This is a genomic window from Eubacterium sp. 14-2 (assembly GCF_000403845.2).
Lineage (GTDB): Bacteria > Bacillota > Clostridia > Lachnospirales > Lachnospiraceae > Petralouisia.
The window spans coordinates 150,325-172,673 of record NZ_KE159567.1 but is presented as its reverse complement, the minus strand read 5'-3'; the positions used below and the strand labels follow the sequence as shown (position 1 = coordinate 172,673).

The window sequence follows — 22,349 nt, the reverse complement described above, 5'->3', positions numbered from 1 at the left end:
GTCGGTATTCCGGCAGCCTTCTCCTGTTACCGTACACCAGCCCTTAAGACACAGGCTGTCTGTCAGTCCCCGCCTTCCAGCAGCCTTATCATTTCTTCTCTGGTAAATTTCACGCCCTCAAATCCTTCTTTTCCCAGAAGCTGTTCTGCCAGCTCACTCTTTTTTTCCTGCAGCCTTAAAATATTTTCTTCAATGGTTCCCTGTGCAATCAGCTTGTACACCGTAACGGGATTTTTCTGTCCAATCCGATGGGCCCGGTCTGTGGCCTGATTCTGAACCGCCACATTCCACCAGGGGTCGTAATGAATGACAAGATCTGCCGCTGTCAGATTCAGCCCTGTTCCTCCGGCTTTCAGAGAAATACAGAACACCGGTATGTTTCCCTCCTGAAACTGGTTCACCATCTCCACCCGGCGTTCTTTGCTGACCGCTCCGGTCAGACTCAGATAAGAAATTCCTTCTTTCTGCAGCTGTTCCTGTATTCTGGCCAGCATGGATGTAAACTGGGAAAAAACCAGAATGCGATGGCCTCCGTCCATGGCATTTTGTATCAGATCCATACACATCAGCAGTTTGGCAGATTCTCCCTTATAATTTTCATAAATCAGAGACGGATCGCAGCAGAGCTGGCGCAGCCTTGTGAGTTCTGCCAGAATCTGGATTTTCTGTGCGGCAAATTCCGCCTCTGTCTGGTCGTCCAGCATCCGTTTCATACGCTGTACGTGGGCGGCGTACAGTTTGTTCTGCTCTCCTTCCATCCGGGCAAATACCGCCTCCTCCATTTTGTCCGGCAAATCCTTTAACACGTCCTTTTTCAGACGCCGCAGTACAAAGGGGCGAATCATATTCCGCAGGCGGCCGGCTGCCTCTTCCTCCTGATTTATGACCACAGGAATCTCTGTTTCCTCCCGGAACCGGCTGTAGCTGTGCAGGAAACCCGGCATCAGGTAATCAAAAATACTCCACAGTTCGCTGAGTCTGTTTTCCACAGGTGTTCCGGTCAGCGCCGCTTTAAAGCCCGCCCGGACAGCCTTTGCACCTCTGGCCGCTTTGGTGTTGTGGTTCTTGATATACTGGGCTTCGTCCAGAATTTCATAGTGAAACCAGTGGTTTTCATACAGTTCCACATCTCGACGGAGCAAATCGTAAGAGGTAATCAGAATGTCCTTTTCCTTGGCTGTCTCCAGAATCCGGGCCCGTTCTTTTGCAGTTCCGGTCAGAACCACCCCATGAAGTGCGGGAGCAAACCGCCGGATCTCGCTTTCCCAGTTATAGACCAGGGAAGCCGGGCAGACGATCAGGGCAAAATTTGTATGAATGCTTTCCGGCAGACTGCCTTTCTGCCCCTGTTCTTCCTCCTGCTGTTTTTGTATCCGGATCCTTTCCTCCTGTTCTGACAGGAGAAATGCTATCACCTGCAGGGTTTTTCCCAGACCCATATCGTCTGCCAGAATCCCGCCGAATCCATTGGCATTCAGGGTTTTCAGCCACAGAAACCCCTGTTTCTGATACTCCCGCAGAACCTTTTCCAGAGAGGAGGGAACCTCAAAATCATTGTCTTCCACGGTTTTCATATTCCGTACAAGAGCCTTAAAGCTCCTGTTTTTTACCGCATGAAATCCATTTCTTTCTTTCAGCTCTCCGTCCAGATACAAAGCCCTGTATTTCGGCAGAAAAATGCTTCCCTGTTCCCAGGCTCCGGCAGAAACAGACAGGCTTTTCTGAATACCGGACAGAACCGTCAGCCCGTTATCCTCCATACTCAGAAAGTCTCCGCTTTTCAGCCGGACAAATCTTCGTTTTTCCTGACAGGAAGCAAGAATATCCAACAGTTCCTCAAGGGGCATTTCTTCACTGTTCAGTGTCAGCTCCAGCAGCTCTCCTTTCAGAGACACCCCCACAGAAACAGCCGGGGCAGGATTTACCTGAATGGATTTCAGCCTGTCGCTGACATAAACTGTGCCAGTCTGTGACAGTTCTTCCATACCTTCTGTCAGAAGTTCATACAGCTTTTCATCATCTCCCGACAGAATCATCTGTTTTTTATGGACATCTGTATTCTGAAACCAGAGGCGCACATGTTCTTTCTGTTTCAGTTCTGCCAGCTCGTCCCGGTTCTCAATCATACGGGGTTTGTCAAAAATATTGTACTTTAATTCATCATACCGCACATACATCTCACATACCACGGTCTGCCTGTCCGGCGCATCCAGATAAATTTCATATTCCGGTTCCGGCGGGAGATACAGTTTCTCCAGAAAGCTCTGCTTTTTTACCTGGCAGTGCTTTTCCAGCACCGGCAGAAGATTCCGGCAGAAAGCCGGCAGTTCCCCTTTGGATACAAAAAAACTTTCATATTTGTAGCTGCTCATATAGTCCCAGAAAGGCCGGATATCCCGGACATGTTCTATGGAATCACGGTAAATCACCCCGTCTTTCCACAGATAGGCCCAGTCGCTTCCATAGGTATAGAATACTTCCTCTGCTTCCAGCAGCGCTCCGTCGGACTGCCCCTGTATGGTAATCCGGGGCAGATATTTTTCGTCTGAAAGGCGCCAGTTCCCCCTGTGGCTGTAATTCATTTCCACCTCAAAGGTTTCCTTTCCCAGGGCTGCAAAAAAGCGGTCCATATTACCGCTGTGAACCGGAACATAACGATTTGCATTTTTGTCATGAAAGTTACGGATCTGCTTTCCCCGGTTCTGGTTTTCCACCTCCAGCATAAGGAATTCCGCCAGAGCTCTGCCTGTCCTGGTAAAAGCCTCCGGCGTATGATAAAATTCCAGCTCTTTTCCATAGGAAACCCATTCTCTCCGGCGCAGGGCGTCTGTAAAGGATGTAATATTTTTCAGCACATATTTTCTTTTGTTCCCGATTTTAAATTCCACATGAATCTGTCCGTAGGCCACAGACAGCCGCGGTTCCAGTCCTATGGTTCCGTTCATTTCCATCTGGCTGTATACCAGACGCTCTTTTTCTTTATACTGGTTCAGCAGCCGGGACAGTCCGTAGCTGCTGCTGCGGCCCGGCATAACTCCCCTGCCGGCAGAGGAGTCTGCCAGTACGTTCCTGCTGTCCCTGTTCTGAATATACTGCAGCAAAACTGCCGCACAGTGCTTGCAGATTCCTTCATAATTGTAAAAGGCCGGACAGGTACAGGAAACATGGATAATTTCAGACTGTTCTTCATCCACACTGGCCATCACCTGATACTGGCTGATACCGCTGCCCTGAACTCTGGCCTGAATTCCCACCATTTCCCGGCCCTGGCTGTTTTTCCCTTCACAGCGGATGGATTTCACATAGCCGGACCGTAAAAGTTCCTGTCCTCTGGAATAAAATTCATTTTTTCTGCACAGTTCTTTTACCAGTTTTTTCTCAATCATATCATGCCTGCCTTTACTGCTTTCTGTTCCTGCCGGTTCTGTAATCTTAATCTTACATTGGCTCATTTATGTATTTCTGTGTTATTATCTGACTAATTATACCTCTGTTACTGCCTCTCGTAAAGGACTTCCGGAAATACAGTCTGCCATACACAGCCGTTTAAAAGAACCCTGCTGAACTTCCATCTCACTCCGGAACTCAGCAGGGTTCAATCATTTGTTATCTGATATTAAACCACCTGTTTTTTGGCCACAAAAATCGGGAACGTATCGGTACCCTTCAGCTCTTTGCCGCCGGAAACTCTTACTTTTTTATCTGTGATAATATATTCTGCATGAACGCCTTCCTCAATCACAGTATCCTGCATCAGCACTGCATTTTTAACTTTGGCGCCTTTGCCGATTTTCACACCACGGAACAGCACGCAGTTTTCAACTTCTCCCTCAATGACACAACCGTCAGCCACCATAACATTTCGTGCGGAAGCACCGTTTACATAGCGGGTAGGGTTATCGTCACGAATCTTGGTATAAATGGAATTCTTTCCAAACAGGGCCTCCAGGTTTGCATTGTCCAGAAGTTTCATATTTGCATCAAAATAGCCTTTCAGACTGTCAATCCGCGCTGCATATTCCGTATACTCATATCCCATAACCTTCATTTCATCCAGATGCGGAACTAAAATATCCCGCTCCAGATAGGTGCTGCCTCTCTTGAAGGCTTCACTGATAAGGTTAATCAGATACTCACGCTCAAATACATATACATTCATGGAGAAATTCTTTTCTCCGGTTTCCTGAGAATTGATATGTATTCTCTTTACCCGGTCTCCTTCCAGATCAAGGGTATAGTACATGCCTTTGGTCAGTTCATCTGCTTTGAGAATACTCTCCGGCAGATTTTCCTTTGTATATGCGATGGTAACGTCCGCCTCACTGGCAATGTGAGCGTCCAGCAGTGCTTTAAAATCAAAATTAAATGCAATGTTGGTATCTGACATAATTACATATTTTTCTTTCTGGGATTTCAAAAATCCCACAATGCTGGCAATCATGCCCACCCGTCCTGTGTAAACACCCATATTTTTCTGAGCAAAAGGCGGGAAAATATTCAGTCCGCCATTCTTCCGGGACAGATCCCATTCACGTCCGGAACCCAGGTGGTCCAGCAATGAGAAATAATTTTCACGCACCAGCACGGTAATATTATCAACTCCGCAGTTCACCATACTGGACAGCACAAAATCTATCATGCGGTAACGTCCTGCGAAAGGGATGGAAGCCATCAGACGTTCGCTGGTCAGTTCTGGTACAAGCTCATCATAGGCATTGGGAAAAATAATGCCCAGTGCATTTGTGTTGTTGGAATTCATCATTGTTTATCACCATCCTTTACATTATCACTGACCATGGAATCAGGTCCGATTACAGCATTGTCACCCACATAAACTCCAGGCCCAACGGTTGCCACGCCTGTCACATCGCCTTCCGGCATCTGTCCCACCTGGGCATTCTGCCCGATAATTACATTTTCTGCAATAATACAGTGTTTTACCTGGGCTCCTGCCTTGATAATGGTATTACCCATTACCACCGCGTCTTCCACATGAGCGCCTTCTTCCACTTTCACACCTGCAAAAAGAATGGAATGCTTCACATTTCCGGAAATATTACAACCGTCAGTAATCATGGAATTTTCCACCTGGGCCCCTGTATTGATTTTATGCCCGGTCATACCGCTGTTTCGGCTGTAAATTTTCCATTTTTCATCAAAAAGGTTAATCCCGCTGTGCTCCGGGTCAAGAACTTCCATATTTGCTTCCCAGAGGGAAGAAATGGTTCCCACGTCTTTCCAGTATCCCTTAAAATGATATGCATACATTTTCCGTCCGTCTTTTAACAGATTCGGGATAATGTTGTTTCCAAAATCGTTTTCTGAAGTGGGATCTTCCTCATCCTCAATCAGATATTTTCTGAGAATGTCCCAGTTGAAAATATAAATTCCCATGGAAGCCAGATTGGATTTGGGCTCCTTGGGCTTTTCCTGGAACTCTGTAATCTTATCATCCTCGTCTGCAACCATAAGGCCGAACCTGGACGCCTCCTCCCAGGGTACTTCCATAACAGCCACTGAAAACTCTGCTCCCTTTTCCTTATGGAACCGGAGGAAATCGCTGTAATCCTGCTTGCAGATCTGGTCACCGGAAAGAATAATGACATATTCCGGGTCATAACGGTCAATAAAAGAAATATTCTGATATATTGCGTTTGCAGTTCCTTTATACCAGTCAGAACCGGAAGCCTGCTGATAAGGCGGAAGCACATGTACTCCTCCATACAGACGGTCCAGGTCCCAGGGCTGGCCATTTCCAATATACTCATTCAAAATCAGCGGCTGATACTGTGTCAGAATACCTACCGTATCAATTCCGGAGTTCACACAGTTTGACAGTGGAAAATCTATAATACGATATTTCCCGCCAAAGGGAACCGCAGGTTTTGCCAGCTTCTGGGTCAGCGCGTAAAGGCGGGAACCCTGTCCACCGGCAAGAAGCATTGCAATCATTTCTTTACCCATTTTTTCTCTCCTTTTCCTGTTAATTATTATCTCAACATGCACATATTCGTCTCTACCTGTCCAGATTCAGGATGGTTTGTACAAATATGCCATAGCTGATATCCATAAAACCTGACATTACTCAACATTTTTCCTTTTCTGGCAAATGACAGAATAACCTATTGTTATTATTGTACAGGATTATCCATTTTTTGTAAATAAATTATTGCGATTTTAATAAATAGTTATTACATTTCAGCCATAATCTGATTCTTAATAATCTGCCTGTGATTTTTTCACCGGATTGTATATAATAGAGACTGTACCTGTCGTTTTCAAAACCACCCCACAGGAGGACAACACCATGCCTGGATTTACCACACATTACCTGTTCGGTCTGAACACCTGGAAGAAACTGGATGACATCCCTCTGAAACAGGTTATTCAAAACAATCATGCCGCATACAGTCTGGGACTGCAGGGACCCGACCTGTTTTTTTACTTCCTGCCTTCCTATCTCATTCATGAAAACAACATTGGCTCGGTGGCCCACACAGAACATACCGGCAGATTTCTCCGCCATCTGCTGAACAGCCGCAGACTGTTTTCCGGCAAAAAAGAACAGCAGATTGCCGAAGCCTATATTGCCGGCTTTCTTGGCCACTACCTGCTGGACACCCACTGTCACCCTTATGTCTACTGGAAAACCAGGTTCCGGGAAAAAAATAACCGGTACCATGGCCGCCATATGAGTCTGGAAACAGAAATTGACACCACGCTGCTGGCCCTTTACCGCCGCTGCCCGCCTTCTGCTTTTCGGCAAAGCAGAGTGATTTCTCTTTCCCCTTATGAACTGCGCACCATTTCCCGCATACTGCATAATGTATACAGGCAGGCTTATCCCCATCTGGGCGTGCACCGTATTACCATGCACGCCGCCATCCGTTCCATACAGCTGGGTACGAGATTCTTCCACGACCCTTTCGGCTGGAAAAAAACCGTAGTCCGCGCACTGGAACAGCGTATTCTGGGGTATTCCCTGTTTTCCACCATGATTCCGGAAAAAAATCCCTCTGTCCACACCGACCCTCTGAATCTGCGCCGCCGCCCCTGGAAAAATCCCTGGGACACCTCCCTGGTTTCCGATGCTTCTTTCCCCCATATGATGAAAGGGGCCAAAAAACGCTATCTGGAAACACTGACAGCCCTGGACAGGCTTTTTTTGAAAAAACCCTTTACACCGGCAGAAACACTGGAAATCAGCAGACTGTCAAAACGCCTTGGAAACAATTCCTATCACAGCGGTCTGGATGCAGGGATACCCAGTTAAGTCCGAAATTCCGGGCGGTTCTTTGCATATTATTATTTCTGCCGAAAAACACTTTCACGCCTCAGCAGGGCAGGATATTCCTATGGAATAAAAAATTCCCGTATCTGGTTCAGTATGGTATTTACAAGTCTGGTTCTGGCTTCTACGCTGGCCCATGCAATATGAGGTGTAATCAGCAGTTTTCCGCTGTCCTTGATTTCTTTCAGGGGATTTTCCGGACTCATGGGTTCCACGCACAGCACATCCAGTCCGGCTGCTGCAATTTCCCCATTTTTCAGGGCTTCTGCCAGATCCTGTTCCACTACTATGGGGCCTCTGCCCAGATTCAGGAAAACAGCGGATTTTTTCATTTTTTCAAAGGCTTTTTTATCCATCAGCCCTTCTGTCTCCGGAGTCAGAGGGGCATGAACAGACACAATATCAGATTTTTCCAACAGTTCGTCCAGTTCCACCCGCTGATAACCCGGCTGATTATTTTTTCCGGAAGTGGAATAGTAAATCACATTGCATCCGAAGATTTTTGCCGCTTCTGCCACCCTTCTTCCAATGGCCCCCATGCCGATGATTCCCCAGGTCTTTTTGTCCAGCTCTGAGAATTTTTTGTCAAAGTGGGTAAAAATCCGGTCTTCCACATATTTTTCCGATTTCACATATTCATCGTAATAAGGCAGATGTTCCAGCAGGTAAAACAGCAGGGCAAACGTATGCTGGGTTACGCATTCGGTGGAATAGCCTGCCACATTGCGCCATGCAATCCCTCTCTGCTCCAGATACTCCTTGTCCAGATTATTGGTTCCGGTTGCCGCCACGCATACCAGTTTCAGATTTTCTGCAGTTTTTATGGTTTCTTCATTTACCGGCACCTTATTTACAATAATGACATCTGCGTCTTTTACCCGCTGGCTGGCTTCCTGAGGTGTGGAAAAGTCATATTTTACCACTTCCCCCAGTGTTTCATAACCGGACAGGTCCATATCCTCTCCAATGGTCTTTGCATCCAAAAATATAATCTTCATCTGATTTCCTCCTCTATTGTTAATTTTATTGATATCATCTCTTCCGGGGAAAATAAAACCCCCGCAGCTTCAGGCTCTGGAGCCTCTCTTCCATATTCTGTCAGCTCCGTGAGATATCCGCAGCCATTCTGCACCTGGTATTCAAAATATCCTCCGGGCGGCTCTGCAAATCCTTCCATGATGGACATAATTGTCCCGCCGTGGACTGCAAATACCACCGTTTCCCATTGATGTTCCTGCGCGGTACGGACGCACCGGCAAAAGGCTTCCCGGCACCGGCGGCGAAATTCCTCCGGTTCTTCTCCTCCTGGAAATCCAGTGGTTCCGCCGCTGTCAAGATACTTCTGATAGGCGGGATTTCCATCCAGTTCCTGATAATTTTTATATTCAAATTCGCCGAAATCCATTTCCCGCAGATCCGGTTCCAGAATAATATTTCCTTTCGGAGGGAACAGTGACGGATACAACGCCTGGGCTGTTTCCAGGCATCGGCGGCTGGGACTTGCAAACAATCCATCCGGCGGTGGAAATAACCTGCCCTTCTGTCTCAGACGTTCTTTTTCTGACGCCAGAATTCCCTCGTCGGTACGTCCCACATACCGGTGTTCCCGGTTGCCTCTGGTGGTCCCATGGCGGAATAAGTATAGTTTCATCCTGTTGTGTTATCCTTTCAGTCTTCCGGAGCGCCGCTGTAATACCTCTGATTTTTGCTTTTGGGCTTATCCGGCAAGGTCATTTTCAGCTGTCCCGCTTCCAGTAACGGATTCACATAGTGGGACATCATATAGTAAAATGATACGTCTTTTTTATTTTATCGAAAAAGCAAAAAATAAGCAAACAGTATGTTTGCTTATTTGGAAGATTTTGCTTATTTGTTTGCTTATTTCGACAAACTTTGCCCGTTTGTTTGCTTATTTGTTTGCTTATTTTGGAAATTTAGCTTATTTATTTGCTTATTTTTCTGTGTGTCTCCTGTTTACCTGTTTGCTTATTATTTCCTTTTTTCGACAAATTCTGCTTAACCGCTCTGTTCCTGCCCCTCCAGCACCCATCTGGCATGGCTGCCTTTTTCACTTTTACTGATTACCAGTTTCCGGTCCATCTGCTCTTTCAGCTCTGTCACATGGGAAATAATTCCCACCAGCCTGGTACCTCCTGCCAGCTCGTTCAGAATGCCGATGGCTTTTCCTCTGGCCTCTTCATCCAGAGAACCGAACCCCTCGTCAATAAACATGGTATCCAGATGCACCCGGCCTGCAGTGCTGCGAATCACATCTGCCATGCCAAGGGCCATAGACAGGGCTGCCAGAAATGATTCGCCCCCGGAAAGGGTTTTCACATCCCGCACCCGGTCTGTGACCAGATCATACACATCCAAATCCAGCCCTGCTTCTCCCTGTCTGCCCAGATGCTCCAGTTCTCGGCATCGCAGGATAAACTGGCTGCCGTTCATTTTTACCAGCCGCCGGTTGGCCTCCCCGATCACGGAACGAAAATAACGCCGCTGTACATAGGTCTGAAAATCCATTCGAATATGCTGTGCCAGGTTACCGTTTGCTGTTTTATCCAGATTACTGACAAGCTCATACTGTTCTGTTAAGGATTTTCGCTGTTCTTCCAGTTTTCCCAGCTGCTTCCTTGCCTGACAGTTTCGGCTTTTTAAAGAAGCAAGCTGTAGTTTTTCCTGTTCCAGTTTTCCTGCCAGCTTCTTTAACTGCTGTTCCCGCTCCAGCACAGGAGCAGAATCCACCGGTTCCTTTCCCGTCAGCTGCTGTCTGAGCAGTTCCTGGTTTTTCTGCTGCTCTGTGAGGATTCCCTGATTCCGGGCCAGCTCCTGCCGGAGTTTCTGCAGAGATTTTTCCGACTGAGATTTCTCTCTCTCCAGTCCGGCTTTCTCCTGTTCTGCAGTTTCCAGATACCGTTTTAATTCTTCTTCCAGGGAAAAGGGCAGTTCCTCCAGAAGGGACTGCACTGTCTGATTTGCAGTTTCAAAAGCCAGTTTTGCTTCATACTGTTTCTGTGTGAAGGTTTCTCTCTGCTGCTCCAGCCTTTCTTTTTCCTGCTGTGATTTCTGCAGTGTTTCTCTTAACTGCTGCAGCTGTTTTTCCTGCTCTTTTGCCTCTTTTAACCGGATATCTGTCTGTTCCCTTTCTTTCCTGCAGTCTGAAAGGGCAGGCAGAATCATCTCCGGAGAAAAATCCTCTCCAAAGAGCCGTTTCCCATCTCGTTCCAGCAGGGATTTTTCCTTTTCACAGGTTTCTTTCACCTTCTGAAATGCTTCCCGGCACAGGTTCATCTCCCGGTCCGCCTGTTCCCGCTCCTTTTTGGCCTGTTCTGCCTGCTGCTGAGTCACGGCTTTCTCTGACAGTTCTGCTTTTTTCGGATGGCTTTTGGAACCGCAGACCGGACAGGCCTCTCCTTCCTGGAGGCTTTGGGCAATAATTCCCACCTGTTCCTGAATAAACCGCTGATTTTTCTCCTCATATTCCCGGCTTTTTTCCTGAAAAATCAGCAGGGACTTTTCGGTCTTTTCCCGCTGCTCTTCCCGTTTCTTTTCCTGATGGTTCAGACGCTTTTGAGTCTGAATCATTTCATCCAGCAAAGACTGACGGTTTTCCAGAGCTTTCTTTCGTTCCTCCAGTACAGGCAGGTCTGCCGCTGCCTTTTCCAGGATTTTCTGCTGCTCCATAGCCTGCTCCATGGAATGCATTATGGTTTCCAGTTTCTTCTGCACCTGCCGGCAGCTGTCTTCTGTCTGTTGCTGCCGTCTCCTGGCCTGAGCCGCCCCCTGCTGCTTTTCTCTCAGTAAATCATATTTTGGCAGAAAGCTGCGCCACCTGGCAATCTGTTCCGACAGTTCCGGCATCCGGCTCTCATATCTGCGGGTATTCTCCTGAAGCTGTGATGTTTCCTTCTGCTCCTGCTCCTTTTGCTGCTGCAGCTTCTTTCTGCCTCTGGCAATTTCATGCTCTGATTCTTCCATCCGCTGAAATAACCGGTTGATTTCTCCGGCCTGCCGGAGTTTCCAGGCAGTTTCTTCCAGCTCTCTCTGAACCACCTCTTCCCTGGCCCGGATTTTCCCTTCTCCCTCTTCCAGTTCCTGAATCAGTTCGTCGAGGCTTGCCAGCATCTGCCAGGGCCTGGTCTCCAGAAGCCCCCGGCTTTCCTCCCAGGAATTTCCGGCTGCACTGTCCACGGGATACTGTACCCCCTGTATCTCATGGTCACAGAGTTTGCGGTTATCTTCAAGCTGTCCGTACAGGGATTTACTGCGTTCCCGCAGCTTCATCTGAAAAGCGGCGTAAATTTCTGTGTCAAATATTCTGGCAAATATTTCTTTCCGCTCTTTAGAAGAAGCATGGAGAAGCCTTAAAAATTCTCCCTGGGCAATCATGGCAGTCTGGGTAAACTGGGACGCTCCAAGACCCAGAATTTCTACAATTTTCTCATTGATTTCCCTGATTTTCCCCGGAAACTCCTGTCCGTCCGGCAGCCGCAGTACAACGGAAGCAGACTCTTTCGTCATGGAATATGCTCCTTCTTTATTTTTCCGTCTGCTCTGCCTCCGGTAATTGGGATTACGCCGGACTCTGTATTCTTCTTTCCCGCAGGAAAACGTAAATTCCACAAAAGTGGGCGTCTCCGGCTCCGCATACTGGCTGCGCATCATATCCCCTTCCCGCACTCCGCCGCTGGTCTGGTCATACAGGGCATAGGTAATGGCGTCAAATATGGTGGTTTTGCCGGCTCCGGTATCTCCGGTAATTAAAAACACGCCCTGATTCCTGTTCTGAAAATCCAGAACTTCCTCTCCGGCATAGGAGCCGAAAGCTGACATAACAAGTTTTACCGGTTTCATACTTCCCCTCCCAGTTCCTCCAGAATTGTTTCTGTGAGCTGCTCCTCCGCTTCTGTCAGCGGCTGCCCCTGCATTTCCTGATAAAATACCCGAAAGGCTTCCATGGGACTCAGAAGACTGCAGGTGTCTTCCTGAATTTCCAGCAGGTTCCTGGTTCTGGTATTGTCGATTTTAAGTTCCAGCAGACAGTCATAGACTTCCTCCAGCTGTTCTCTGGGATGGTACGGTTCCTTTTCATCTGTCAGAGTGACACTGATAAAATCCCGGCGGTTTTCCTTTGCGGCCCGGCCGATGATTTCCTGCAGAAGTCCCCGTTCCCGGCGCACCTCCTGTATGGGTTCCAAAGGTATGGTCTCAATCCGGACCTCTTCCCCTTTCCTGCCCAGTGTGGCCATGGTAATGGATTTCTTATGATGTTCTTCGCTGACGGAATATTTCAGAGGAGTACCGCAGTAGCGGATATGGGGAAATTTTACCATCTGAGGACCGTGAATATGGCCCAGGGCACTGTAATCAAACTGTTCCACCACAGATGCGTCAATCTGGTCCAGTCCTCCCACGGTCAGCACAGACTGCTCGGAGTCGCAGGTGAGAATTTCCTGTCCCCGGCCCGTGTAAAACTGATGAGACAGCAGTACGTTCCGCCTGCTGTAATCAATTTCTTCCCGGTTCAGGATTTCCCGCACGGCACTTTCATAATCCGTCACAGTCCCTTCCTCAAACAGATGCCTGACGTATCCCGGTTTTAAAAAGGGCAGCAGATAAAAATTCACCTCTCCCCATTCATCTTCCAGTACAATTTTTTTCAGATGTTCTTCCGGCCGGACCGGAGCCGTCACTGACACATAAATCCGATGTTTTTCCAGAAAAGAACTGGCATAATTCAGTCTCTGGGCATTATCGTGATTGCCGGCAATGATCAGAACCGGAATCTGAGGCGTAAGTTCTGCCAGTTCCTGCAAAAATCCGTCAAACACCGTATAGGCCTCCCCGGAAGGCACTGAGCGGTCAAAAATATCGCCGCAAATCAGCACAGCGTCCGGCCTGTGACAGCGGGCCTGTTTCACAATCTGAGAAAGCACTGCCTGCTGATTGTCTTTCAGGCTGTAGCGGTGTAACTGCCTGCCGATATGCAGATCCGACAGATGAAACAATTTCATATTTCTCTCCTTTCCGGCGCCGGCCTGCCTGTCAGCCACGCCCCAGATAGTGTTTCAGATCCTCCATCTGTTTTCTGGCCTGCTGGTAGCCTTCCTGGTACAGTTTCGTGAGTTTTTCCGGGTCTGATTCTGTTCTGCCCACTCCATGGGTTGTTTCCGGTGCGATTACGAAAACCTCTCCGGCCTGTTCCCGCTCCATCAGCTTTTCCATACATGCATTGTATCTCTCCGGCCTGGTTTTGATGGCTTCCACAATATTGGGATACTTTTTATATAATTTTCTGGAAATATCCCCCGCCTTCTCCGGCTTTTTCACATAACCCCGTTCTCTGGTAAGAATTACGATGTTTTTGTCACATCCTTCTTCCATGGCATGTTCATAGGGAATGGAGTCGGACAGTCCCCCGTCCAGATAATATCGTCTGCCCACTTTCACGGGCTGAAACAGAATAGGCAGCGCACAGCTTGCCACCAGCACGTCAAATTTTTCGTCTCTTCTGGGAACCTCCAGATATTCGGCTTTTCCTGTGTGAATATTCGTCACGCAGGCTTCCACCTTCCCCGAAAAGGCCTCAAAGGCTTCGTAGTCAAAGGATTCCAGTTTGTTGGGCACTTCGTCAAATACAAACGGAATATTGTAATAATTCCTGTGTTTCAGCAGATGACGGATCCCCATATATCGTTTGTCACTCATATATTTCTGGGCAATGGTCAGGTTCCTTCCTTTCTGCCTAGACAGATAGGATACCCCGTAGGCGATTCCCGCTGATACCCCGATAAAGTAATCCGGCATAATCTGTTCTTCTAAAAAAGCGTCGGTGACGCCGCAGCTGAATACGGTTCTGCTTGCGCCGCCTTCCATGGTAATTCCTAATTTCATATATAACCTCATTTCTGTAGCTGTCATTCAAACTGCCTTATACATTCTACCGGATTTTCTCTCTGTTTACAATAGAGCATTTTCTGTCATCGGACGGCTTATTCTGTCGAAAGGTAATTCCTTGCCACCAGACGGTTTATCATGTATAATATTTTTAAGATCATGGGTGGCAAACGGCCATATTGCATGTATTGCAGGGTAATGATCATTCTATACTGAGGAGGGGTATTTTCATGAGTCAGTCACAGGAATTGCGCATGACCTATTCCGGTCTGCTTCCACAGAAAGACGGAAAAAAAATTGTAAGGGTAATTTTTGAACGGGGAAAAGACTATGCGGAAGGCATCGTGCCTTCCGGTGCAATGGAAAAATCCTCCGGTTTTACGCCGGAAGAACTGAAGCAGCTGAGCGAATATCTGATGGGCAATGCAGATGATATTCTCACAAAAGCCAGGGAAGTGAACCCTCTCAGAAGCTGGATAAAGAAAAAATAAATTTATTTCAGTTCACACAACTCTCTCTGCTAAAGCTGTCTGTTTTCTGATTTCCTGTACCGGCGGAAACTGCCGGTACAGGATTCTTATTTTTTTGTACGTTTCAGCCCAGGCAGTTCTTCCTGATTACTGATTGGACTGGTATCCGCATTTTGGGCAGACATTCCCTTTGCGGTAATTATAACCGCAGCGGTAACAGCATTTCACCTCATGCTTTTCTTTCGCCAGATAGGCAATGCTTCTGGACTCCGGTTTTTCTTTCAGATAGGCCACAAATTTACCCAGAACATCACCCAGCGCCTTCAGATCTTTGGGAGCAATCCCTCCTGGAATTTTGGTTCTGACGCCGTTGCTCCTGTCCAGATACAGGCCCCGGTTCAGCAGCCCCGTCATTCCTTCTATCCCCCGGATGGAACGAACCGGTATCATTTCGCTGCTAAACACACTGTTATAGAATATGTGGTCCGGTGTCAGGATAAAACCTTCCTTTCCGTTTTTCCTTGGGGAGGAATCACATATGAGAATGGGAAATTCATAACGGTCTCTCTCACTGCCGTAGGTATTCATGGCTCTTGCCACAAGCTCTGCCTCTCTGGGCCCCCAGTCTCCGTTCATCACTTTTCGCACTTCATAAAAATGCAGCCGTTCGGTATCTCTGACTTTTCCCTTCAGTTCTTCTCTCAGCTTTTCCACCAGCAGCTCACATTCATCCATTTTTATTTTTGTCAGGCGCCGGTCTATCATCTCCAGCGTATTGGTCTTTAATTCCGGCAGGAACGCTCCCCCTTCGATTTTTTCATAAGCCTCCGCCGCCTCATCAAAGGACATTCTCATAATATTGGGACATATTTTATCAATGACTTTTTCGTCTATGGCACGAACCTTTTTTTCAATAAACTCAATGGCCGGTTCTGCCTGCTCCCCGGAAAATCCATCTTCTTTCAGTTTCTTCAGCATCCGCATCAGACCGTTCCGGTCGCTTTTTTCCGCCCGGCTCAGCATAGCGGAAATTTCCCGTTTCTCCGTCAGTCTCCGTTTTCCTTCCAGCACCTCCTGGTAAGTGGAAATATCCGCGTCCTGGAACCTGTCCAGCTTCTCCTTAAAAGTCTGGTACTGGCTGCGGCTCATATGCTCCGGTACAAGGGCAATCAGCTTTTTGGCCTCTTCCTGCCCCCTCTGCTTCTTCACCTCGTCCAGCGCTGATAACAGCTCCTTTTTCACCGGCTCCGGAATCTCTCCCTGAGAAATTTCTTCCATTACCCGTTTCACCATTCCGTATGGCTTATCCATATTTTCCGCGGCTTTCCGGCGCAGTTCTTCTTCCTCTTTCCGGAAAATTTCCTGTTTGATCTGTTTGGTGAATTTTTCTTTTTCAATCCAGTCCAGACGTTCATCCGACTGAATCTGGCTGCGCAGCGTTTTTAACTGGAACAGAGACATTTTTTCCAGCGTGCGCATACGGGCTTTATATCTTTCCCGGAAATTCACTTCTTCCTCTTTCGGCTCTTTCTTTTCTTCCTGCTGCTTTCGGAACTTCAGGACAGATTCCTTCTCCCGGAACAGAGATTTCTTCCCGGAATTTCCTTTCGCCAAAACAGCTTCCTGACCGGATGCAGACTCTGATTTCTCTTCTCCGGCTGCTGTATGGTCCGCGGATTTTCTGCTGTCCTGCTCCTTCTGTTCTTCTTTGGGGCTGTCAGAAGCCTGCGGCTCCTTCCCAGGCTCTTCCTGGGCCCTGGCAGAAGAATCCTCTGATTTCTCTTTGGAAGAACCAGAAGGAGCCTCCTCTTTTTCCGGATGACGGGAGGAGACGTTTTTACCTTCCGGCACGGAGGTTTCCTTACCGGATGCAGTTTTGTCTGATGCCTGCACTGCCTCTTCCTTCTTTTTTCCGGATTTCTTTTCTTCTTTTTCCCGGCGTCTTCTCTCCAGCAGTTCTTCGATTTTTTCAAGATACGGTTCTGCCTTCAGAGGCGGGTAAAATCCGTCGTCTATCTGTTCTGCAATAGCCTGCAGTTCTTCCTCGCTCTTTTCCTCCAGCTCTGCACAGGCCTCCTCAATGGCAGGCAGCGTGTGTTTTCCCCGCTGGGATTCAAACTCATTGAAATTACAGTTGGAAGTATGTTCTGCTTTGCTGCCAAGCAGCTCCTGATAATCTTCATAGGCTTCCTTGTCACCACCGAATTTCATGGCATAGCTCTGGCCCTCCCGCAGCAGCCTGCCCGGCTTCGGGGTATAGAACAGGTTACAGTTGCCGCAGGTATAGCTTCTGGCCAGATATACTTTACCCTCCTCCGTTTCCACGGGAAATTCCCGGCCCTGAGGATATACAGCCATATAGAGTTTTCTTCCGCAGCCGGGACACTGGTAGCCGCTTATGTAAAAATTATTTCCCGGACGGGCAGTATTGCGCTCCGCCGCCTTAATCTCACTTTTGATAAAAGTGGCTTTTTCCACACTCCAACGGATATTGTGCCACAGCCCCATGCCCTTTTCTTCCGGGGCCTCCTGTTCCTTTTCTTCCGGGGCCTCCTGGGCCTTGCGCCGGCCCTCCTCCAGGGCGGCCTCCACCACTTCCTCATAGGTCATCTGTATGTTATTTCTGTAAAACCGGAAATAGTTGTCCTGAAATCCCGGTGTTATTTTCATGTCTTTCAATATGGCGTAAAACAGCCCGTTTAGCTGACTGTAATCTTTGTCTACCTTCAGCCCCTTAATCACGCCCCATTTTCCAAAGGCATACAGGGTCATATTCAGCACATTAGTGACCACTTCATTATCCGCCACCGGCTCCATATCTTCTTCCTTATCCGGCAGTTCTATCACATTGGTAAGGATTTTTCCATTGTCAAAATTAAAAATCAGAGACCGGACGTTTCCGGAAAGAATCAGGAAATTGTTCAGCACCACAAAATTCCCGGTCCATACCACGTTGACTCCCATGGTATTCAGCATCCGGCCAAATACTTTCTTAAGTTCACTGTTTGCTTTTAACAGAATCATGGTCTACACCTGTCCTTTCTACTCTACCACAGCCCCGAACGGCATCAGCGCCAGCTTAGCCAGTTTAAACATCTGCAGTCCGAAGGGAATTCCAATCACCGTCACGCACAGCAGACAGCCCCAGAAAGCAAATCCTGCCGCCATGGGAATTCCCGATACAATCAGCCAGATAATATTGACCAGAAGGGAAACTGTTCCGCCGCCGTAGCGCACTTCTTTCCCAAAGGGACAGAGACTCAGCCCTGCAAACTTAAAACACTGTACTCCCACCGGAATCCCCACAATGGTAATACACCACAGGCAGCCGGTCAGCAGCCATCCCAGACTGCTGAACAGGCCGCCGAAAACCATCCACAAAAGATTTCCCAAACAATTCATCACATTCTGTCCTTTCTCTTTCGAATCAGCGTCTGAACCTTAAAATCATAACGCCTTTTGCCGGAAGGAATACCCTTTCCCCCTGGCGGTATTCTTTTCCCTGTGTCAGTTCCAGGCACTGCTCCGGTATGGAAATTTCCTGCTCTCTGTCTCCATGATTCAGCAAAAACAGGTATTCTGTCTGTTCTCCTCTCCGTCTCACCGCTTCTACTTCTTCCAGCACTTCCCCTGCCGGCACAATCTGCTGTTCCCGGCAGAGCCTTCTGGTAAAATCCCGGTAAAACTCATCTCCGGAACAGGTTCCCACATAATAAGCCTTTCCCTTTCCAAAAGAATTTTCCGTGAGAACCGGAGTTCCCGCATAAAAATCCTCCTGATACTCCGCCAGAGTCTCCGCTCCCTCCAGATGTATAATATCACAGAGTATTTCAGCGGGATATTCCTGATTCTCACAGATAAACCGGTTGCTTTTATGTTCCGGCAGGGCGTCGCTCTCTTCCACCCAGACCCCCAGAATATCCCGAAGCCTGCCGGGATAACCGCCGGTAATGACCCGGTCGCTTTCATCCACATATCCGCTGAAGCAGGTGGTGACAAAGGTGCCCCCTGCTTTTACAAATTCCCGTATCCTCTCATCCACACCTGGCTTTGTCATATACAAAAGAGGTGCAATCACCAGTTTGTAACCGGATAAATCGTCTTCTTCCCCGATAATATCCACAGGAATATTCTGCCTGTGCAGAGCTGTATAATAATGAAGCACCTGCTCCTTATATTTCAGATTTACACTGGGGCCTGCGGAATATTCCACTGCCCACCAGTTCTCCCAGTCAAACATCAGCGCTGTCTGTGCACTGATTCCGGAACCGATAATTTCACTTCCAATCTGTTCCAGTTCCCGGCCCAGCTCTGCCACTTCCCGGAATACTCTTGTATGCTCATGCCCTGCATGACTGATCACAGCTCCGTGGTATTTTTCACAGGAACCAATGCTTCGCTTCATCTGGAAAAACAGCACCGCGTCGGACCCGTGGGCCACTGCCTGATAACTCCACAGCCGCATTACACCCGGCCGTTTCAGGGCATTAAAAGGCTGCCAGTTCTGCTGGCTCGGCGTCTGCTCCATAAGCACAAAAGGCTTTCCGCCGCCGGTCCCCCGCATCAGGTCATGATGAAAGGCAATCTGGCTGACGGAATCTTCATTGGAAGGGTAATTGTCCCAGGAAATAAAATCCAGATATTTTCCCCATTTCCGGTAATCCAGGGGCTTATAAGCCCCCATGAGATTTGTGGTCACCGGAATATCCGGCGTATATTTTTTCACAGCCTCGTATTCCAGACGGAAGCAGTCCAGAATACTGTCTGAGTTAAATCTCCGATAATCCAGACTGATGGCCTGGGCCATGGTCCGGTCTGATTCCATATGCTCGCTGCGCAGATCCGGCAGTACGATTTCCTCCCAGTCATAAAAAGTATGCCCCCAGAAAGAAGTGGTCCAGGCACGGTTCAGTTCCTCCAGGGTACCATACCTTTTTTTCAGCCACTGCCGAAAGGCCTTTTCACAGTTTTCACAGTAACATTCCCCACCGTATTCATTGGAAATATGCCATGCAATCACGTTGTCATACTTCTGATACCGCTCTGCCAGCTTCTCTGCCAGCTTTACGGAAAACTTCCGGTATACGGAACTGTTGGGACAGGAATTATGCCTTCCTCCGAATTTCCGTCTGATCCCCTGTTCACTGGTCCGCAGAATTTCAGGATATTTCCGGGCCATCCAGGCAGGATGGGCGCCGGTGCCGGTGGCCAGGCAGACTTTCATATTATTTGCTCTGGCCAGTTCCATTATTTTATCCAGTTTATCAAAACAGTATGTTTCCTCGGAAGGCTGCAGCGCCGCCCAGGAAAATACATTTAATGTCAATGTGTCAATATGCGCCAGTTTCAGCAGGCGCATGTCCTCCTCCCAGGTTTCCTCCGGCCACTGTTCCGGATTGTAATCACCGCCAAAGGCGATTTTATCCTGCTTCCATACTTTTTCCCACATTTATGATTTCTCCTTTGTTTATCTGAATTTCCCCATATTCCTCCACAGGGGCTGTTATTTTTCCCTGCAGGGGCTCTTACCGTTATCCCTGTCTGTCCGGACGTGTCATATCTTTAAACATTATACCATATTCCCGGAGACACACAAAGATTTTTCTTGCAGATTTCTTCCCCGGGGTATAAAATGTTAATGTTCAACTTCAACCCCGGTGGGATGATTGAGAAACCTGGTAATTTTCGCAATTATCCGTAACCTGCTGTCACAAAGGAGTGATACTATGCCGCAGAATATTGATACCATTATTTTTGATTTAGATGGAACCCTTCTGGATACTTTAACAGATTTGACAAACAGCGTAAATTACGCCATGGAACGGTTCGGCTTCCCCCTTCATTCAGAAGATGCCGTCCGTCAGATGGTGGGCAACGGCGTCACGGTTCTTATGGAAAAAGCCATTCCCGGCGGACACGATTTTCCGGAATTTGACCGCTGCCTGAAAGAATTTCAGGAACATTATGCCCTTCACAAAAAAGATTTTACCTGCCCTTTCCCCGGTATTCTGGATTTCCTGAAAAAGGCTTCCGAATCCGGCTACAAACTGGCTGTTGTTTCCAATAAATTTGATCTGGCAGTGAAGGGGCTCTGTGAAGACTTCTTTACTCCCTACATCACCGCAGCCATCGGAGAATCTCCGCAGGTTGCCCGCAAACCTGCTCCGGATACGGTTTTCGCAGCCATGAAGGAGCTTCAGTCTCCGCCGGAACGGTGTGTTTATGTAGGTGATTCCGATGTGGACATTACCACCGCCGAAAATTCCGGCATTCCCTGTATCTGTGTAAGCTGGGGTTTCCGCAGCCGGGAATTTCTGCTTTCCCACGGGGCAAAATACATTGCTGACAGGGCAGATGATATGTGGGAGATTCTTTCTGACATGCAGGCCCTGTAAAATGCAAAACAAAGCCAAAACGTCTGCTGTCAGCAGAATTTCATAAAGACTTTTTCAGATTACTGGCACAGGCAGACTCCATTCTCTCTGAACGGTGTCTGCCTGTCCTGTATCGGTAACAGCTTTTTTACAAAGTTATTCTGTCAGATATACAATATACGCCCGGCTGCTTTCTGGCCCTTTAATTCAGCAGCATCACAGCCAGTGCTCCAATTCCCACCACGATGGTAATTCCGCCGAATAAACAGCAGATTCTCCAGTAGTTTTTCTGTTTCTCTTCATTTCCCTTATTCCGATAACTCATAATGTAGGAAATAATTGCCATAATTGCAGATATACTCAATGCTGTTCCCAGATAGTCCAACAATTTCATAATTTTCCTCCTGTGTACATGGTTTTGCCGAAACTCAGTTCAGGCCCCGGAATCCTTTTCCGATAATCTCACTGCTGTTGGTAATCATCATAAAAGCATCCGGCTGATTCCATTTGATATAATTTCTGAGCTGAACCGCCTGTCCCCGTTTCATAACCGTCAGAATTACATACTTCCTGTTATGGGTATAAGTACCTTCCGCCTGAAAAATGGTGGCGCTCCGCACAAGTTCCTCGTGAATAAAATCACAGATAGGTTCCGGGTTATCACAGACAATGGTAAAATATTTGCACAGATTGATATTTTCAATGGTGGTGTCAATCACCAGAGATTTTGCCATGAGCCCGCAGAAAGAAAACAGACCGGTCTGGGCGTCAAATATAAAGCAGGCCGCTACGGTAATCATCAAATCCACCAGAAACAAAGCGGTCCCTATATTGACGGTACTGTGCTTTTTCAGCACCATGGCCACAATATCCGTACCGCCTCCGCTGGCGCCGATATTAAATAAAATAGCGGAACTTAATGCCGGAAGGATAATTGCGAATATCAGTTCCAGCACCGGCTCATCTGTCATGGGGCGGGCCATTGGAAAATATTTTTCCAGTGCGCTCAGCCCCAGAGAAATCAGAATGCTTACATAAACCGTCTTAATTCCAAATTCACGTCCCAGTGCGGCAAAACCCACTACCAGCAGCGCCATATTGATGACAAAATTTATGGTTCCTGCGCTGAGAGGAGTCACTGCACTGAAAATGACCGCCATACCGGTAACTCCGCCAAAAGAAAAATTATTGGGGAATTTAAAAAAATGCACCCCTCCTACCAGCAAAATTGCTGCCACTGTAATCATTGTATATTCAAATATCGCCAGCTTTACCTTATGTTCCATAACCTGTACCTCTGTTCCTGTATCCGGT

At 47.8% G+C, this 22,349-nt stretch carries 17 protein-coding genes; 3 read left to right on the top strand and 14 right to left on the bottom strand.

Features of this window, described 5'->3' with window-relative positions:
• Positions 1-62: 62 nt before the first annotated feature.
• From C805_RS08035 to C805_RS08025, 3 genes are all read right to left on the bottom strand, one after another.
• The gene (locus C805_RS08035) at positions 63-3,386 is read right to left on the bottom strand and encodes a DEAD/DEAH box helicase (RefSeq protein WP_016213300.1); all 3,324 of its coding nucleotides are present in this window, start codon (positions 3,384-3,386) and stop codon (positions 63-65) included.
• Positions 3,387-3,616: 230 nt separating this feature from the next.
• The gene (gene glgD, locus C805_RS08030) at positions 3,617-4,762 is read right to left on the bottom strand and encodes a glucose-1-phosphate adenylyltransferase subunit GlgD (protein WP_016213299.1); all 1,146 of its coding nucleotides are present in this window, start codon (positions 4,760-4,762) and stop codon (positions 3,617-3,619) included.
• Complete coding sequence (locus C805_RS08025; RefSeq protein ID WP_016213298.1) at positions 4,759-5,964, bottom strand: glucose-1-phosphate adenylyltransferase; 1,206 nt, start codon at positions 5,962-5,964, stop codon at positions 4,759-4,761. Before C805_RS08025 ends, glgD begins: the two co-directional genes overlap by 4 nt.
• Before the next feature lie 343 nt (positions 5,965-6,307).
• On the opposite strand from C805_RS08025, the gene C805_RS08020 reads away from it, so the two are divergent.
• The gene (locus tag C805_RS08020) at positions 6,308-7,273 is read left to right on the top strand and encodes a zinc dependent phospholipase C family protein (protein ID WP_016213297.1); all 966 of its coding nucleotides are present in this window, start codon (positions 6,308-6,310) and stop codon (positions 7,271-7,273) included.
• A gap of 80 nt (positions 7,274-7,353) precedes the next feature.
• Here C805_RS08020 and C805_RS08015 read toward each other — a convergent pair whose 3' ends face one another.
• The 6 genes from C805_RS08015 to C805_RS07995 form a co-directional block, all read right to left on the bottom strand.
• Positions 7,354-8,289, bottom strand: a complete 936-nt coding sequence (locus C805_RS08015; protein ID WP_016213296.1) for a D-2-hydroxyacid dehydrogenase — start codon at positions 8,287-8,289, stop codon at positions 7,354-7,356.
• Positions 8,286-8,942: a histidine phosphatase family protein gene (locus C805_RS08010; protein ID WP_016213295.1), complete on the bottom strand. Its 657-nt coding sequence runs from the start codon at positions 8,940-8,942 to the stop codon at positions 8,286-8,288. The genes C805_RS08015 and C805_RS08010 overlap by 4 nt, the downstream gene beginning before the upstream one ends.
• 17 nt (positions 8,943-8,959) lie before the next feature.
• Entirely contained in the window at positions 8,960-9,070 is a 111-nt protein-coding gene (locus C805_RS27455; protein WP_371197639.1) for a Fic family protein, read from the bottom strand.
• Positions 9,071-9,307: 237 nt separating this feature from the next.
• Positions 9,308-12,148 (bottom strand): SbcC/MukB-like Walker B domain-containing protein, encoded by a 2,841-nt coding sequence (locus tag C805_RS08005; RefSeq protein WP_016213294.1) that lies wholly within the window; start codon positions 12,146-12,148, stop codon positions 9,308-9,310.
• Complete coding sequence (locus C805_RS08000) at positions 12,145-13,308, bottom strand: exonuclease SbcCD subunit D (protein ID WP_016213293.1); 1,164 nt, start codon at positions 13,306-13,308, stop codon at positions 12,145-12,147. Before C805_RS08000 ends, C805_RS08005 begins: the two co-directional genes overlap by 4 nt.
• A gap of 31 nt (positions 13,309-13,339) precedes the next feature.
• The gene (locus tag C805_RS07995) at positions 13,340-14,188 is read right to left on the bottom strand and encodes a patatin-like phospholipase family protein (RefSeq protein ID WP_016213292.1); all 849 of its coding nucleotides are present in this window, start codon (positions 14,186-14,188) and stop codon (positions 13,340-13,342) included.
• A gap of 233 nt (positions 14,189-14,421) precedes the next feature.
• Here C805_RS07995 and C805_RS07990 point away from each other — a divergent pair, with 233 nt between their 5' ends.
• Positions 14,422-14,682 (top strand): hypothetical protein, encoded by a 261-nt coding sequence (locus C805_RS07990; protein ID WP_016213291.1) that lies wholly within the window; start codon positions 14,422-14,424, stop codon positions 14,680-14,682.
• A 126-nt stretch (positions 14,683-14,808) separates the two neighbouring features.
• On the opposite strand, the gene C805_RS07985 is transcribed toward C805_RS07990, so the two are convergent.
• From C805_RS07985 to C805_RS07975, 3 genes are read right to left on the bottom strand one after another with little or no spacing between them, the layout of a single operon-like run.
• Positions 14,809-17,685 carry a hypothetical protein gene (locus tag C805_RS07985; RefSeq protein WP_016213290.1) on the bottom strand — a complete coding sequence of 959 codons (2,877 nt, stop codon included), beginning with the start codon at positions 17,683-17,685 and terminating at the stop codon, positions 14,809-14,811.
• 18 nt (positions 17,686-17,703) lie between these two features.
• On the bottom strand, positions 17,704-18,063 hold the full coding sequence (locus C805_RS07980; protein WP_016213289.1) for a YccF domain-containing protein: 360 nt from the start codon (positions 18,061-18,063) through the stop codon (positions 17,704-17,706).
• 25 nt (positions 18,064-18,088) lie between these two features.
• A complete protein-coding gene (locus C805_RS07975) occupies positions 18,089-20,110 on the bottom strand; it encodes a beta-galactosidase (protein ID WP_016213288.1) in 2,022 nt (673 codons plus the stop codon).
• A gap of 277 nt (positions 20,111-20,387) precedes the next feature.
• On the opposite strand from C805_RS07975, the gene C805_RS07970 reads away from it, so the two are divergent.
• Entirely contained in the window at positions 20,388-21,056 is a 669-nt protein-coding gene (locus tag C805_RS07970; protein WP_016213287.1) for an HAD family hydrolase, read from the top strand.
• A 181-nt stretch (positions 21,057-21,237) separates the two neighbouring features.
• Here C805_RS07970 and C805_RS07965 read toward each other — a convergent pair whose 3' ends face one another.
• Positions 21,238-21,429 carry a hypothetical protein gene (locus tag C805_RS07965; protein ID WP_016213286.1) on the bottom strand — a complete coding sequence of 64 codons (192 nt, stop codon included), beginning with the start codon at positions 21,427-21,429 and terminating at the stop codon, positions 21,238-21,240.
• Between the two features lie 34 nt (positions 21,430-21,463).
• A complete protein-coding gene (locus tag C805_RS07960; RefSeq protein ID WP_016213285.1) occupies positions 21,464-22,321 on the bottom strand; it encodes a YitT family protein in 858 nt (285 codons plus the stop codon).
• Positions 22,322-22,349: the final 28 nt, after the last annotated feature.

Excerpts from the sequence above, each read along its gene's own strand:
- C805_RS08035 (WP_016213300.1), bottom strand. The coding sequence starts at position 3,386 with ATGATTGAGAAAAAACTGGTAAAAGAACTGTGCAGAAAAAATGAATTT.
- glgD (WP_016213299.1), bottom strand. The coding sequence starts at position 4,762 with ATGATGAATTCCAACAACACAAATGCACTGGGCATTATTTTTCCCAAT.
- C805_RS08025 (WP_016213298.1), bottom strand. The coding sequence starts at position 5,964 with ATGGGTAAAGAAATGATTGCAATGCTTCTTGCCGGTGGACAGGGTTCC.
- C805_RS08020 (WP_016213297.1), top strand. The coding sequence starts at position 6,308 with ATGCCTGGATTTACCACACATTACCTGTTCGGTCTGAACACCTGGAAG.
- C805_RS08015 (WP_016213296.1), bottom strand. The coding sequence starts at position 8,289 with ATGAAGATTATATTTTTGGATGCAAAGACCATTGGAGAGGATATGGAC.
- C805_RS08010 (WP_016213295.1), bottom strand. The coding sequence starts at position 8,942 with ATGAAACTATACTTATTCCGCCATGGGACCACCAGAGGCAACCGGGAA.
- C805_RS27455 (WP_371197639.1), bottom strand. The coding sequence starts at position 9,070 with ATGTCCCACTATGTGAATCCGTTACTGGAAGCGGGACAGCTGAAAATG.
- C805_RS08005 (WP_016213294.1), bottom strand. The coding sequence starts at position 12,148 with ATGAAACCGGTAAAACTTGTTATGTCAGCTTTCGGCTCCTATGCCGGA.
- C805_RS08000 (WP_016213293.1), bottom strand. The coding sequence starts at position 13,308 with ATGAAATTGTTTCATCTGTCGGATCTGCATATCGGCAGGCAGTTACAC.
- C805_RS07995 (WP_016213292.1), bottom strand. The coding sequence starts at position 14,188 with ATGAAATTAGGAATTACCATGGAAGGCGGCGCAAGCAGAACCGTATTC.
- C805_RS07990 (WP_016213291.1), top strand. The coding sequence starts at position 14,422 with ATGAGTCAGTCACAGGAATTGCGCATGACCTATTCCGGTCTGCTTCCA.
- C805_RS07985 (WP_016213290.1), bottom strand. The coding sequence starts at position 17,685 with ATGATTCTGTTAAAAGCAAACAGTGAACTTAAGAAAGTATTTGGCCGG.
- C805_RS07980 (WP_016213289.1), bottom strand. The coding sequence starts at position 18,063 with ATGAATTGTTTGGGAAATCTTTTGTGGATGGTTTTCGGCGGCCTGTTC.
- C805_RS07975 (WP_016213288.1), bottom strand. The coding sequence starts at position 20,110 with ATGTGGGAAAAAGTATGGAAGCAGGATAAAATCGCCTTTGGCGGTGAT.
- C805_RS07970 (WP_016213287.1), top strand. The coding sequence starts at position 20,388 with ATGCCGCAGAATATTGATACCATTATTTTTGATTTAGATGGAACCCTT.
- C805_RS07965 (WP_016213286.1), bottom strand. The coding sequence starts at position 21,429 with ATGAAATTGTTGGACTATCTGGGAACAGCATTGAGTATATCTGCAATT.
- C805_RS07960 (WP_016213285.1), bottom strand. The coding sequence starts at position 22,321 with ATGGAACATAAGGTAAAGCTGGCGATATTTGAATATACAATGATTACA.